Origin of the sequence: Paenibacillus sp. 276b (assembly GCF_900107875.1) — a bacterium.
In the GTDB taxonomy this organism is placed as follows: domain Bacteria; phylum Bacillota; class Bacilli; order Paenibacillales; family Paenibacillaceae; genus Paenibacillus; species Paenibacillus marchantiae.
On the sequence record NZ_FNRR01000001.1, the window covers coordinates 1,047,885 to 1,063,583 of the forward strand.

A 15,699-nucleotide genomic window follows, 5' to 3' on the forward strand; every position below is an offset into this window, starting at 1 on the left:
GCTAACCTATACAACGCTGAATTCCACACGTTTTTGTACTCAATTCAATCATTCATAGCCGGTAGACTCCTGTTTGAGGAGTTTGCCGGTTTTTCTTTGTGCCACACTCGCTGTGCTACCTTCCCTTATTAACGAGGATAGACAAATGTAAGTCAGTAGGTAAGATAAATGTTCACAACCTCCATGTTGCTCGTTGATCCGAGTGAAAACTGTATACATTTCTCTATCCAAACTAGCGTTTAATCCCTATCTCGATTAAGCTTCTCCAAGTTTTATAATGAAAGCGCAAACAACATGATAGAGAAATAATCAGAACGAAGGGGAGTTGAATTTGATGAGAAAAAATTGGTCAATAAAAAGCAAACTGTTGACGAAACGACTGGCTGTGCTGTCCATGTCCGCATTGATGGTTTCCGTCCTTGCAGCCTGTGGGGGATCCTCCAATCCACCGACTGCTGAGGATGCAGGCCAATATGAGGTAACACCTGGAGATCCGTTCAGTGCCTATAAAGACGAAGTGACGGTAACGATGGGGCGTGTTACGACGGCGAACCCGAAATTACCGGCTGGAGATACATATGAGAACAATGCGTATACCCGTCTGGTTAAAGAATCGTTTAACGCACAAATTAAGGACCAATTTGAGGCTAACGGTGAAGATTACAGTCGTCAAGTTTCTCTTGCAATCGCTTCCGGGGAACTGCCCGATATGATGCGTGTCGATTCCAAGGATGAACTTAAAGAACTGGTTGATAATGATCTGATTGAAGATCTGACGGAAGTATACAAACAATATGCCACCGATAACATCAAACAGGTTTACGACTCCTACGATGGCCGTGCACTGGACAATGCCACGATTGATGGCCGACTGATGGGCCTTCCAGCAACCTCTCTGGACTCCGCACCAACTATGGTTTGGGTTCGTCAAGATTGGCTGGATGTGCTGGGAATCAAACTAGATGCTGACGGAGACGGTGCCATCAAGCTCGAAGATGTAGAGAAAACAGCAGAAGAGTTCCTGAAAAAAGATCCTGGGCAAACCGGGAAACCGGTGGGCATTCCTTTTGTGAACACCCTGAATACGACGGACTATAATGGTTCTGCCTACACCATGCTGGGTGTTGCTTCAACCGAAGGGGCGTATCCTCAATATTGGATGAAGGGTGAAGACGGCAGCATCGTTTATGGTTCAACTACAGAGGAAACCAAGCAGATGCTGGGCATTATGGCCGACTGGTTCAAGAGAGGTATCATTGACCCGCAATTTGGAACCCGTACATTTGACGATATCAATGCACTATACACAAACGGTCAGAGCGGAATTGCTTTTGGACCGTGGCACATTCCAGACTGGGGATTGAGCAGTGTTAAACAGATGGATAAACATGCGAAATTCACGGCTTACACGCTGGAAGATGCAGACGGCAAGGTAAACGTGGCACACGCCAATCCATCCGGTCAGTTTATCGTAGTGAGAAAAGGATATGAACACCCGGAACTCGCGATTAAAATTATAAATCTGTTCTACGATAAACTGGCAAATGACAAAGATGTCGCAACTACCATGCCAGAGGCAGCCAAGTATTTGGAAAGCGGCGTAGACGGTTCAACCAGACCTTTTAATATCGAAGTCAACTCGGCAACCTCACTGCTGGATGATTACTCCGACGTCGTTCGTGGAATTAAAGGCGAGATCGGTTTGGATCAAGTTCGTACAACAGAATCGAAGAACAATATTGGCAGTATCCAAACGTACTTGAAAGACCAGGATACGGATGATGTAACAGCTTGGTCGAAATATCACTCACGTATGAACGGAGTGGGGCTAATTGATAAGTTGACCCAAGAAGGCAAATTTAACTGGATGACGCCAGCGTTCTCTGGAACTACACCAAGCATGAAACAGACGTGGGCTAACCTGACCAAAATGGAACAGGAATCTTTCATCAAAATCATAACGGGTGCAGAACCGCTGGATTACTTCGAAACATTCGTCACCAATTGGAAGAAACAAGGCGGCGATCAAGTGATCCAGGAGATCGAAGCCGAGACCACATCCCAAAAATAATTAAGCTAACACTGCTGACAGGCTGCGCTAAGCAGCCTTTCTTCAGGAAAGGGGTTCATCCATGAAGCAGGAAAAATATAAAGCAAGAAACCGCTTGGGCACGGGTGCCATGTATCATATGATGATGCTGCCAGGCATTTTATTTTTGCTGGTATTCAGCTACATTCCAATGGTTGGTGTCATTACGGCGTTTCAGGATTATGTACCAGCCAAAGGTATGTTTGGCTCCGAGTTTGTTGGACTCAAGCATTTTATTTATATGTTCAAACTGCCGGACATCGGCCAAGTGATCAGCAATACGTTGGTGATTGCCATCGCCAAGATTCTACTCGGGACACTGATGGCCATCATTTTTTCCATTTTATTAAATGAAATCCGTTTTAAATTCGTTAAAAAATCCGTGCAGACCATTGTATATCTGCCTCACTTTTTGTCTTGGGTCGTTCTGGCCTCCGTGGTCGTTAACATGTTCAGCCTGGATGGAAGTGTAAATCAGATTTTAGCCTTTTTCGGCTTGGAAAATATTAATTTTCTCGGAAGCAATACCTGGTTCCAACCGCTAATTATCGGGACGGACGTATGGAAGGAATTCGGTTATAGTTCCATCGTTTATTTGGCTGCAATTACCTCGATTGATCCCGGCCTATATGAAGCGTCAGGCATAGATGGAGCGAGCTGGTGGAGAAAAGTATGGCATATTACATTGCCGGGTATGCTGCCTATTATCCTGCTCATGGGGGTCATGAGTCTGACCAATATTTTGAGCGCAGGCTTCGATCAAATCTACAATCTGTATAACCCGGTTGTCTATGAGTCGGGCGATATTCTGGATACCTATGTATACCGGATTGGTCTCGTTGGCAGACAGTATAGTTTTGGTACGGCTGTTGGGTTGTTCAAGTCAGTGATCGGTATTGTTCTATTATTGTCCGCCAACGAATTGGCCAAAAAATACACCGACAGAAAAATATTCTAAGGAGGCGAAACTTGTGTCTTATTCCGCAAGCCTGAAAGACCGAATGGGCCGGTTTGTCATCTACGCCATCGTTATATTGCTGGCTTTGATCTGCCTCCTTCCATTATGGAATATCGTTGCGATTTCATTCAGCAGCAGTGAGGCCGTCTCTGCCAATGCCGTAGGTCTGTTACCCGTCAAGTTTACAACAGCCGCTTATTCGAAAATTATTGAGGATGCGCAGTTCTGGCGATCCTTTGGCATTTCCGTTCTACGTGTGGCTCTATCCCTTATACTCAACATGATTCTTATTGTTTTGATGGCTTACCCGCTCTCCAAATCGAAAAGGGAGTTTAAGGGCAGAAATATATATATGAATGTCATGATTTTTGCCATGCTGTTCAGTGGGGGCATGATCCCTAGTTATCTGTTGATCAAAAACCTGGATATGCTCAATACAATTTGGTCGCTTGTACTGCCAGGTGCTGTCCCGATATTCAGTGTCATCCTTGTGATGAACTTCTTCGCCGCAGTACCGAAAGCACTTGAAGAAGCGGCATTCATTGACGGAGCGAACGCATTGCAGGTTCTGTTCAAAGTGTACGTGCCCGTGTCTATTCCGGCGCTGGCGACTGTATCCCTATTCAGTATCGTGGGCACATGGAATGATTTCTTTAGTGGATTGATCTATATGACCAAAGTCAGCAATTATCCGTTAATGACCTACATACAGTCTCTTAACGTAAATATTGCTGAACTTCTGCAATCCGGCACAAACTCAGCTCAGCTCAGCAATCTGACTGAGATTTCGAACAAAAATCTAAATGCAGCCAAAATCGTAGTGGCTGTCATTCCGCTGCTGCTGATTTATCCGCTTCTGCAAAAATACTTTGTAACCGGAATTGTTGTGGGGTCGGTAAAAGAATAATAGTGAATGAAACGGAAATTGGATAAGCAGAATCTGGTTCAAGAGAAAGGTGGTGCGTTATGGGAAATAAAAGTTGGTGGAAAGAAATTGTCGTATATCAAATTTATCCCCGCAGCTTTCAAGATAGCAATGGTGACGGAATCGGGGATCTGAAAGGTGTATTATCCCGACTCGATTATCTGAAGGATCTTGGGATAGGTGCGATCTGGCTGTCACCAGTGTGCAAGTCCCCGCAAGATGACAACGGGTATGACATTTCCGATTATCAGGATATCGATCCGATGTTTGGTTCACTTGAAGATATGGAATTGCTAATTCAGGAAGCAGGCAAGCGGGACATCCGAATTATTATGGATCTGGTGCTTAACCACTCATCAGACGAGCACCCCTGGTTCAAGGAAGCCCGGAAAAGCAAGGATAATCCGTACCACGATTATTATGTGTGGAGAGATGGTGTGGAAGGAACACCTCCCAACGATTTAGGTTCAACGTTTGGTGGATCGGCCTGGGAATGGGTCCCCGAGTTGGGACAGTATTATCTGCATCTTTTCTCTGCTAAACAACCGGATCTTAACTGGGAGAACCCCAAGGTACGGCAGGAGATATACGATATGATTCAATGGTGGATGGATAAAGGCGTAGGTGGTTTCCGTCTTGATGTTATCGATCTGATTGGCAAGCAGCCTGACCTCAAAATTACAGGAAATGGGCCAAATCTGCACCAATATATGCGTGAACTCAGTAAAGAGACATTCCAGAAGGGTGATCTGCTAACCGTCGGAGAAACCTGGGGAGCAACGCCCGAGAGTGCCAAGCTTTATAGCAACCCGGACGGCAGTGAACTATCCATGGTCTTCCAATTTGAACATATTAGCCTGGATGAGCAGGAGGGGAAAGGCAAGTGGGATCTCCAGCCGCTGGATCTGCTTCAATTAAAGAAAGTGTTATCCAAATGGCAGACCGAACTGAAAGGAGAAGCCTGGAACAGCTTGTTCTGGAACAACCATGACCTTCCGCGGATCGTGTCCCGTTGGGGAAATGACGGGGAATATCGTGTGCAGTCTGCCAAAATGCTGGCTACTCTTCTTCATGGCATGCAAGGTACGCCATATGTGTACCAGGGTGAAGAGTTAGGCATGACGAACGTACGTTACCCAATTGAAGAATACCGTGATATTGAGTTGCTGAATCTGTATAAGGAACGGGTCGAGAATGGGTATCCAGAGGAAGAAGTGATGGAATCCATTTATGCAAAAGGCCGTGATAACGCACGTACGCCGATGCAGTGGGATGCTTCCGAAAATGCGGGTTTTACGGAAGGCAAACCATGGATTTTGGTAAATCCGAATTACACGGAGATTAATGCGGAAGAATCTATACATGATTCAGATTCCATTTACCATTACTATAAAACACTGATTCAGCTGCGAAAAGAGCATGAAGTGATCATTTATGGGGATTATGAACTGTTGTATCCGGAAGACACCAACCTTTTTGCTTACACACGAACACTTGGTGATACCAAATTGCTAGTCCTGTGCAACTTCTATGGCAAAGTTGTTCCATTCCAGCTTCCAAGCGAATTTGCAGGGGATAAAAGATTATTAATTAGTAACTATTCGGACGTTGTTTCAGAAAACGCACTTCGTCCTTATGAAGCAAGGATGTATCTGCTTGTGTAATTTCAAAAGAGGGTTGATGGCGAATAGCCTTCAACCCTCTTTTTTGACAAAAAGAAGCTTTTGCAAGAAAACATCAAGCGCCATGGAATGTGAATGTTCCTTGTGACGAATGATGGAGAAGCTGCGTTCCAGATGTAGCTGTCTAATTCGCAGTTCTTCGACTTCCCCGGTTGCCAGCTCCTTATGAACAATCCACTTGGATACCATAGCAATTCCGAGTCCCGCAGCAACAGCTTCCTTCACACCCTGACTGCTGGTGAAAACATAGGACCGCTTGGGACGGATTGCAGTCAGTTCCATAAAATGATCGCTAAACGCGCGTGTTCCCGAACCCAACTCACGAAGAACCCAGACCTGATCCTGAAGCATATTCTGCTCTACCACAACGGAACCGGTGAGGGGATGACCGGAAGGAGCTACAACGATCATCTCATCTTTCATGTAAGGGATAACGTCAAGGTCTGCCGAGGCTTGCGCTTCACCCTCCACAAATCCGATATCCAGTTGATTTCCCCTAACCGCAGACAGAATCTCTTGGGTATTGCCAATCGTAACCTGAATGTTGACCTGCGGATACTGTGATGCGAATTCTGCCAATTTCTTAGGCAAAATGTATTCACCGATGGTGAAGCTGGCTCCGATCTGAATGCTTCCGGTCACCTCATTCCGCAGCATCTGAATCTCCTGCCGAGCTTCATCGTAGCGGGCCTGAATGACTTTGGCATGTCTGTAGAGGATTGCCCCCGCTTCAGTCAGGGACACTTGTTTTGGAGAACGATGCAGCAGCTTGGCTCCCAGCTCATTCTCCAGATTTTTGATATGAAGGCTTACCCCAGGTTGGGACAGATTCAGCAGTTCTGCGGCCTTGGAGAAATGGCTTTGTTCCGCAACGGTAACGAAGACTTTTAACGCATCAGTTATCATTAGAATTCCTCATTTGAACAGTGTATTTTCTTGGTTATAAGCCTATTGAGCTCATTTTAGCATAAGATACCTAATCAATCATAAGTTTTTGTGATGATTAGGATCGCAGATTCATATTTCACTTCCTTCCTGTCTACTTCTATAGTAAGGATATACTTTATCCAATAAGGAAGTGTGGAGCGATGATTTTACAGACCCAATTGACATTCGTTAAAAACATAAAAGGTGTTAGGAACAGGGGATTTCTGCAGGGGATCGGACTGACTTTATTACTCTCGTTTATCGCCAAGCTGCTGGGTTATCTACCGCTTTTAAATATTATGGGTCAATTGGTTATTGCAATTCTGCTTGGCATCTTGTACCGGGCGGTGCGTGGCGTTCCGCTGACCGCTCAATCAGGGATCTCCTTTTCGGCAAAACGATTGCTGCGGTTCGGCATCATCTTGCTTGGTTTGAAGCTGAACCTTCTGGATATTGTCCATGCAGGCTACAAAGTCGTTGCGCTAGCGGCAATCAATGTTTTTGTTACGATTTTTGTTGTCTACGGACTGAGCAAATGGTTAAAGATCGACAAACGAATAGGGCTGCTGACTGCTTGTGGAACAGCCATCTGCGGTGCAGCGGCAGTGGTCGCGATTGCGCCACAGATCAAGGCCAAAGATGAAGAAACGGCAGTAGGTGCGGCCACGGTAGCTATATTGGGAACAATCTTCACCCTTGCATATACATTGTTATACCCGGTATTGGGTCTAAGTGCGAAAGGATATGGCTTATTCACAGGAGCTACACTGCATGAAGTGGCACACGTCATCGCTGGGGCTGCACCAGGAGGGCAAGCGGCAATAGATATGGCAGTTATCGTGAAGCTAACCCGGGTCGCTATGCTGGTGCCGATTGCACTGATCATCGGTTTGTGGAGTGCACGACAGGCGCGTGGTGGAGAGCAAAAATCATCTAAAGGTATCCGCTGGCGAGAATTGCCAGTGCCCTGGTTCATTTTCGGTTTTCTGGCTATGAGTGGCTTAAACACGCTGGGCATTATTCCACAAGAGATGATCTCGGGACTTCTGGTTCTGTCCTATATGCTGCTCGCGATGGCCATGGCTGGATTGGGGTTGGGTGTGGATATTGCAACCTTCCGTCGTCTGGGCAAGAAACCTTTTTTGGCAGGATTGCTGGGCTCTATGGTGTTGTCCATTCTAGGCTTCATGCTTGTTCGTGGCTTTGGCTTGAACTAGGATTGTATTCAAACTTAGGTATTCCCCTAAATGAATTTAATAAAAAGCACGCATTGACCCTAAGTGGATCAATGCGTGCTTTTTGTTGTTTGAAAGATGCTGGCTATTAGATCCAGAACGAACACGAAAGGAATAGTATAAATTCTTTGCTTGAAAAATTATAAATATTTCCCTCTTTTGGTTCAAAAGTCCGAAATGCACACAGGAAAGTCTGGATAACGATGTATTTTCTGCTCGCAAGCCTTAAGGCTGCTCGTTAACATCCAAAATGGAACATTAGAAGTCCGAATACCGTCTCTAGGGGTCCGATAAGGAGAATTGGAAGCGGTTTATACTTAATCTATTCCATAGATGACAAATCCAAGCAGAAAAGCAAATCAGTTTATCCAAGAAACTCCTCAAGGTAAGTAGCGACCCAATATTATGGTTTCACAATCCTTTTTGAATGCCTTTGCTATTTTTTTGTCATGTACTTTGATAAGGGGGTGATGATCGGCGCAGCGAAAAAATAAGGAAGATCAACCGTCCATTTTCATTGAAAAACCATTTTGCTAATAACCTGAGGAGGAATTGAATTTGCGCAACAAGTACATTATGTGGTCACTCGTATTAACGATGTTGATCTCGAACGTATTCCTGACTGTCGGATTTCCATCTCCTGTATCAGCAGCCGAAAGACCGGACCTGGCACAGGGCAAACAGGTTACCGCGAGCGGGTACAACCAAACATACAGCCCGACCAATGTGATTGACAGTAACCAAGCAACCTATTGGGAAAGTACCAATAGTGCGTTCCCCCAATGGATTCAAGTGGATCTTGGCACCAACACCAACATTGACCAAATCGTATTGAAGATTCCGACAGTGTGGGAAAAGAGAACCCAAACGATAACCGTGCAAGGCAGCACGAACGGTTCATCGTTCACAGATATCGTAGGTTCTGCGGATTATGTATTTAATCCAACCGTTGGGGAGAACTCGGTTACCATCGATTTTCCTGCTGTCGAGACAAGGTACGTTCGCTTAAGCGTAACGGGCAATTCCGAGTGGCCGGCAGCTCAACTGTCGACATTTGAAATTTACGGTCCAGCCAGTGAGGGACCAACGCTACCTGGCCCCGATCCTGTGGATCCCCCAATCATCCCTACAGAGGGAAGCAACATCGCCATCGGTAAGTCGATTACTGCATCGTCCAGTACCTTATCCTTCGTAGCTGCGAATGCAAACGATAACAATATCAATTCGTACTGGGAAGGGGGCAGCAATCCAAGCTCACTGACGTTGGATCTCGGCTCCAATCATAAGATTACATCCATTGTACTTAAACTAAACCCGGATCCGGTCTGGAGCACCCGAACACAGACCATTCAAGTGCTTGGACATAACCAGGATACAACCACCTTCAGCAATCTGGTTTCCGCCCAATCATATACATTCAACCCGGCTTCCGGTAACACGGTGACCATTCCCGTTACAGCCACGGTTAAACGTCTGCAACTGAACATTACCACGAACTCGGGCGCTCCTGCCGGGCAAATTGCTGAATTTCAGGTATTCGGCACACCTGCACCTAATCCTGATCTGACGATTACAGGCATGTCCTGGTCTCCATCTTCTCCAGTGGAGAACAATGCCATCACCCTTAATACCATCGTCAAAAACATTGGTTCCGCTGCTTCTCCAGCTTCTAGCGTCAACTTCTATCTAAACAATGAACTGGCGGGTTCCTCACCAGTAGCTGCTTTGCAAGCAGGGGCTTCGACTACGGTCTCGCTTAATGCTGGCAATAAAGCAGCTGCATCATATACGCTCAGTGCCAAGGTGGATGAGAATAACCAGATCATTGAAGAGAATGAGGGAAACAATAATTACACACACGCTTCTTCTTTGGTGGTTGCACCGATTACAAGTTCTGATCTGGTAGGCACGGTCTCTTGGAGTCCAGGAACCCCTACAGCAAACAGCACAGTAACATTTACAGTTAATCTGAAAAATCAAGGCAACATGGCCTCCGCAGGTGGTGCACACGGAGTTACAGTGGTTCTCAAGAACGCTGCCGGAGCAACACTTCAGACGTATAGTGGTTCCTATACCGGTACATTGGCACCTGGAGCTTCGGTCAATGTCAATGTAGGTACCTGGACTGCTGTAACTGGTAACTACAATGTGACAACTACCGTAGCAGTGGACAACAATGAAGCTCCGGTCAAACAAACGAATAACGTCGTTACAACAGGTTTGAACGTATATTCAGCTCGTGGTGCAAGCATGCCTTATACCCGGTATGATACGGATGATGCTACGCGTGGTGGCAGTGCCACACTGAAATCCGCACCAACCTTTGATCAGGCTCTTACGGCTTCGGAAGCCTCTGGCCAGCGCTATATCGCACTTCCTTCCAACGGTTCTTATGCTCAATGGACGGTTAGACAAGGGGAGGGAGGCGCAGGTGTAACCATGCGATTCACGATGCCGGATTCCACAGATGGCATGGGTCTTAACGGCGCACTTGACGTTTATGTTAACGGGACCAAGGCCAAAACGGTTCCTTTGACCTCCTACTACAATTGGCAGTACTTCTCCAGTGATCATCCGGGGGATACGCCAAGTGCAGGACGTCCGTTGTTCCGTTTTGATGAAGTGCACTGGAAACTGGATACACCTCTAAAAGCTGGAGATACCATTCGTATTCAGAAAAACAATGGAGATAACCTGGAATACGGTGTGGATTTCCTCGAAATCGAACCCGTTCAAGCGGTGATCCCGCGCCCGGCTAACTCTGTCTCTGTAACCGATTTTGGTGCGATTGCAAATGATGGAAAAGATGACCTTGCCGCATTCGAAGCGGCAGTCCAATCCGCGGTATCTACAGGCAAGACTCTATATATCCCTGAGGGCACGTTCCATCTGGGCAATATGTGGAAAATTGGTACGCCGACGAATATGATTAACAACCTCACCATTGTAGGTGCAGGCATCTGGCATACGAACATTCAGTTTACTAACCCTAATGCAGCCTCAGGCGGAATTTCTTTCCGTGTGCAGGGTAAGCTGGATTTCAGCAATATTTATATGAATTCCATGCTGCGTTCGCGCTATAACGAGAATGCAGTATACAAAGGTTTTATGGACAATTTCGGTAAAAATTCAAAGGTTAGCAACGTATGGGTTGAGCACTTTGAATGTGGTTTCTGGGTAGGGGATTACGCCCACACACCTGCAATCATTGCCGATGGCCTAGTGATCGAGAACAGTCGTATTCGGAATAACCTTGCTGACGGTGTCAACTTTGCCCAAGGCACGAGCAATTCGACTGTACGCAACAGCAGTGTCCGCAACAATGGTGATGATGGTCTGGCCGTATGGACTAGCAACGTGAATGGTGCTCCTGCCGGTGTGAACAACACATTCTCGTTCAACACGATTGAGAATAACTGGCGCGCAGCAGGCATTGCATTTTTTGGTGGCAGTGGACATAAGGCAACCAACAACCTGATTGTTGACACGGTTGGCGGTTCGGCGATCCGGATGAACACTGTTTTCCCTGGATACCATTTCCAAGATAACACAGGTATTCTGTTCTCCGATACAACGATTATTAACAGCGGCACGAGTAAAGATCTGTACAATGGTGAACGCGGAGCTATTGATCTTGAAGCTTCCAATGATTCCATCAAGAACGTTACGTTTACCAATATTGACATCCTCAATACGCAGCGCAGTGCTGTTCAATTCGGATACGGCGGCGGTTTCCAGAATATTGTGTTTAATAACATCAACATTAATGGTACCGGTCTGGACGGAATTGAGACATCTAGGTTCACAACCCCACATAAAGGTGCAGCAATATACACTTATACCGGTAATGGTTCTGCCACATTCAATAATCTGACAACAAGCAACATTGCCAACCCTAATGTGAATCAGATTCAAAATGGCTTTAATTTGATCATTCAATAAATTATTTCAAACAAAAACAGGGAGCTCTAAGAGCTTCCTGCTTTTTTAGGTTAATTTAATGAAGTATGGGTGAACATTGATCGGGAACTGAAATATTGAAAAATAGCCCGTAAAGTAAGTTTTTAAGATGCCCCATATTTGCTTCTGTAGTGGCTTAATGTGAGAAGAGGCCAAATATATGTATAGCTGTGATAATGGGAATAAAAGTTCCCGGGAAGACCTGCGCCTGTGGGATATGAGGTTCTCCAATCGTTCTCGTGCATTGATGCAATAAGCCGTAGAACGCCTTGATTCATCTCAGGTGTAGGCTTGGGTTGGACTGCAATGAGCGCGTCAAGTGCCCAAGCGGTCTGGGAAGGGGTACTTTCCCCTAATGGCACATAGTGCAGGAGTCGGTCACTTTGACAGGATTCTCCCCAGCCACCGTCGGAGTTCTGGATGCTTAAGAGCCACTGCGCTCCTTTTTGCACTGTACCATGGCTTGCTGGTAGTCCAACTGCCGTAAGACCGGTTAATGCAGCCCAGGTACCGTAGATATAACATACGCCCCATCTTCCGTACCATGAGCCATCCTTTTCCTGGTTTCGAATGAGCCATTTTGTTCCACGTTTGATCCATTCATGCCTGGTATCAAGCCCGGCAAAGTTACCGAAATACTCCAAGGTACGTCCCGTTAGGTCAGCCTCTGAAGGGTCTGTAGCCGCAGATTTGGCACCATCGATGGCGAGCCAGGTGAGCATCTCCTTGTTCGTATTTTTTTCGAATGCCGGCCAGCCGCCGTCTTTATTTTGCATGGACAGGACCCAATTCAGCCCACGATTCCAGGATTCCTGAAACGTTGGAAGAGTAGTGGACAAGCTTCGAATAGCCCGTAAAGCTGCTGTTGTATCATCCACGTCTGGATTGATTGTATTCGACTCCGAAAATCCCCATCCTCCAGGGACGGTATTCGGATTATGGATGCTCCAGTCGGCTCTTTTATCTTGCTGACGGGAGAGCAAATAGGAGGCCGCGAGTTGAATAGCCTTATGGTCATCGGTAAGAGAAGCCTCCTGCAATGCGTAGGTGATTAAGGCCGTATCCCATACGGTAGAGGGGGAGTTTTGAATCGTTGTTTGACCTCCAGAAGAACGGCACTGCATTGCCGTGAGTCCGGTTATGGCTTTCGTAATCAGGGGATGCTGCTTATCGTATTTTAGGGCCAATAGGGCAAAGATCATGAGAATTGTACTGCTGGCGTAGCTGTATAATGTGCCATCAGACTCAATCCGCTCTATTATGAACTGTTCTGCCTTTTTTCGTGCAGTGTCGTGGATGTGGTGAGGGTTACCGATCAGTCGGCTGCTTCCGCTTAGAATGTCGTCCTGCATTTCCTGATATCCCGGAGTCGTTAGCTCATCTCCAACATTTCGTGAGTCAGTCAGATCAGATAGATCGGGCGCATGGGGTGGTGTAAGGGCGAAGCGCAAGTCGGTCATAATGAGCATGGGAGTGAGGTGAACTCTGGAATAACCGGAAAATTCAAAATAGTTGATGGGAAAATAGGTAGGGAACATCAGTATTTCCAGGGGGATCATAGAGATGGATAAAGGCCATTTCATTTGTCCGGTAGCGGCAAGAATGGCTTTGGTCAAAATGCTGCTAACTTTTCCAATACCTCCTTTGGACTGAATATACTGTTTGGCCCGCTGGATTGGCTCGTCCGTACTCTGGCTGTACCCGGAGTATAGCAGGGCGTAGTACGCTTCAACCGATGCGGATAAATTTCCATCCTCTTCATCGGCGTACAATTTCCAGCATCCATCCTGTTGCTGTTCGTTAAGGATACGATCATGCAACTCCCGGATCAGCGCTTCATTCGGGACTTCCAATACCCGAAAGAGAATGATGACATAAGCATCAATTACCGTACCGTTCTCAAAACAGAAATGCCAGGAACCATCTTGTTGCTGCTGTTGAAGCAAGGAAGTCATGATCCGATTTATTTCCTCATCAATTGCGCTCAGTACATGGCTCATTCCAGGGATACCTCCAGAGGACGTCATTTTTGTATTATATGATGGCAATCAGGGGGAAATGAGGAGCAGAATGAGCGTAGAATCCAGTCCATTTCAGGATTTTCTACAATTTTATATAAAAAAATAAAATTTAGTGTTGAAATTTTTTCCAATAAAGTGTATAAATATCTTTGTTAACGCTTACAAGATTTTGATCTACATCTTTCTCCGATACCCTTCAAAAAGGAGGTGAAAGTACTACGACATGCAATAACTGAAAAAAGGACTTTATGATTTTAAAAATGAAATCGATTTCATTTTGTAGTATCTGATATTCGGCAGTCCAAATTATCATAAATCAAAGGAGATATGTTTATGAAGATATGGAAAAAGAGTGCGTTAGTGTTGCTGTCCACTTTTCTGGTAACGGCGGGTTCATATGGTTCATATATGCCCAAGACTGCGCATGCAGCGGGTGAACAGGTGGAGGTATGGATTTCAACTTCAGACCCTAATTCTGAACCAGCAGTGGGGCTTAGAACAGATGCCAGACTCACCAAGATTGCATCAAAAAACTTCAGCAGCAACTCAGGCAATGCGGATGTTACCATTACGGTCAACGAAAACCAAACGTATCAGCAGATGGATGGTTTTGGAGTGTCATTAACGGATGCTTCCGCATGGCTCATGAACTACAAGCTGGATAATAATAAGCGCGCGGAAGTGATGGAGAGGCTGTTTGGCAACACAGGCATTGGACTTAGCTTATTGAGACAGCCGATCGGAAGCTCCGATTTTGCTTGGGCCGCCTATACCTATGCCGATACGGCAAATGATACTTCACTCAGCCAATTCACGATCGACCGGGACAAGGCTTACATACTGCCCATGGTCAAAGCGGCAATCGCCAAGAATCCCAATATCAAAGTAATGGGTTCCCCATGGAGTGCGCCTGCCTGGATGAAATATTCCAACAATCTGAACGGCGGCAAACTGAAAGCAGAACACTACGGAACATATGCGAATTATTTCAAAAAGTACATTGAAGCCTACCAGGCTGAAGGGGTACCCATCTATGCTGTTACGTTGCAAAACGAGCCAATGTACGAGCCATCACATTATCCTTCCATGGGTATGAATGTAGAGGATCAGACGGGCTTTATCGGCGATTATCTTGGTCCAACACTCCGCAATGCCGGAATCAACACCAAGATTATTGCATTCGACCATAACTTTCTGAACTGGACCTTCCCGAACCAGGTCATTACGAATCTGAAGAACGCAGGCAAAGGCAGCTACGTATCCGGGAGCGCATTCCACCATTATGACAGTGGGGACGGATCAACAATGACCTCCATGCATAACAGTCACCCGGACAAGGAAGTTTGGTTCACGGAGGGTGGTTTCGGCAACTGGAATGATCCGCAGAATGGTACCTCATCTGGTTTCGATAATATGATGAATGAGTTCATTAATATTACGAGAAACTGGTCCAAATCGATCATTCTCTGGAATGCTGCCCTGGATCAAAAAGACGGTCCTGCATTGCTTTCACCGAACAACACGAACAAAGGCATGATTACAATCCGCAACTCGGACAACCGTAATGACGCACCTGAGAATAATGTCACATATCACAAACAATATTATTTGCTGGGTCACTTTAGTAAATTTGTAGTACCCAATGCATACCGCATTGACAGCAACACCGGATCTGAAGTCAAAAATGTGGCTTTCCGCAATCCGGACGGTTCCAAAGTGGTAGTTGCCTACAACTCTTCCAGCTCGTCGAAAAATGTGAAGATCCAATGGGGCAGCCAAAGCTTCGTTGTCACTATTCCAGGCAAGTCCGCTATGACGTATAAATGGAATGGAAATGTTTCTTAAGGGGTAGCAGGAATTCAGATTCCCGCATTCAGCAAGCTAAGGGCCGCGCGGGTCGCG

The 15,699-nt window shown here is 46.0% G+C and carries 9 protein-coding genes; 7 read left to right on the forward strand and 2 right to left on the reverse strand.

The annotated features are described in order from the left end of the window. The first annotated feature begins 334 nt into the window (after positions 1-334). From BLV50_RS04575 to BLV50_RS04590, 4 genes are all read left to right on the forward strand, one after another. Entirely contained in the window at positions 335-2,071 is a 1,737-nt protein-coding gene (locus BLV50_RS04575) for an extracellular solute-binding protein (RefSeq protein WP_064638589.1), read from the forward strand. Between the two features lie 61 nt (positions 2,072-2,132). Beyond that, positions 2,133-3,047, forward strand: coding sequence for an ABC transporter permease (locus tag BLV50_RS04580; protein ID WP_063565144.1), 915 nt, complete (start codon positions 2,133-2,135; stop codon positions 3,045-3,047). A gap of 13 nt (positions 3,048-3,060) precedes the next feature. Continuing rightward, entirely contained in the window at positions 3,061-3,954 is an 894-nt protein-coding gene (locus BLV50_RS04585) for a carbohydrate ABC transporter permease (RefSeq protein WP_079697595.1), read from the forward strand. 59 nt (positions 3,955-4,013) lie between these two features. Next, positions 4,014-5,636: a glycoside hydrolase family 13 protein gene (locus tag BLV50_RS04590; protein WP_090806150.1), complete on the forward strand. Its 1,623-nt coding sequence runs from the start codon at positions 4,014-4,016 to the stop codon at positions 5,634-5,636. A 30-nt stretch (positions 5,637-5,666) separates the two neighbouring features. Here the strand turns inward: BLV50_RS04590 and BLV50_RS04595 are convergent, their stop codons facing one another. Further along, entirely contained in the window at positions 5,667-6,560 is an 894-nt protein-coding gene (locus tag BLV50_RS04595; protein ID WP_090806152.1) for a LysR family transcriptional regulator, read from the reverse strand. A 182-nt stretch (positions 6,561-6,742) separates the two neighbouring features. On the opposite strand from BLV50_RS04595, the gene BLV50_RS04600 reads away from it, so the two are divergent. Both BLV50_RS04600 and BLV50_RS04605 read left to right on the forward strand, forming a co-directional pair. Next, the gene (locus tag BLV50_RS04600) at positions 6,743-7,798 is read left to right on the forward strand and encodes a YeiH family protein (protein WP_090806155.1); all 1,056 of its coding nucleotides are present in this window, start codon (positions 6,743-6,745) and stop codon (positions 7,796-7,798) included. A 576-nt stretch (positions 7,799-8,374) separates the two neighbouring features. Continuing rightward, positions 8,375-11,758 (forward strand): discoidin domain-containing protein, encoded by a 3,384-nt coding sequence (locus tag BLV50_RS04605; protein ID WP_090806158.1) that lies wholly within the window; start codon positions 8,375-8,377, stop codon positions 11,756-11,758. 122 nt (positions 11,759-11,880) lie between these two features. Here BLV50_RS04605 and shc read toward each other — a convergent pair whose 3' ends face one another. After that, positions 11,881-13,776, reverse strand: a complete 1,896-nt coding sequence (gene shc / locus BLV50_RS04610; protein WP_090806160.1) for a squalene--hopene cyclase — start codon at positions 13,774-13,776, stop codon at positions 11,881-11,883. Between the two features lie 354 nt (positions 13,777-14,130). On the opposite strand from shc, the gene BLV50_RS04615 reads away from it, so the two are divergent. Beyond that, positions 14,131-15,642 (forward strand): glycoside hydrolase family 30 protein, encoded by a 1,512-nt coding sequence (locus BLV50_RS04615; RefSeq protein ID WP_072732756.1) that lies wholly within the window; start codon positions 14,131-14,133, stop codon positions 15,640-15,642. Positions 15,643-15,699: the final 57 nt, after the last annotated feature.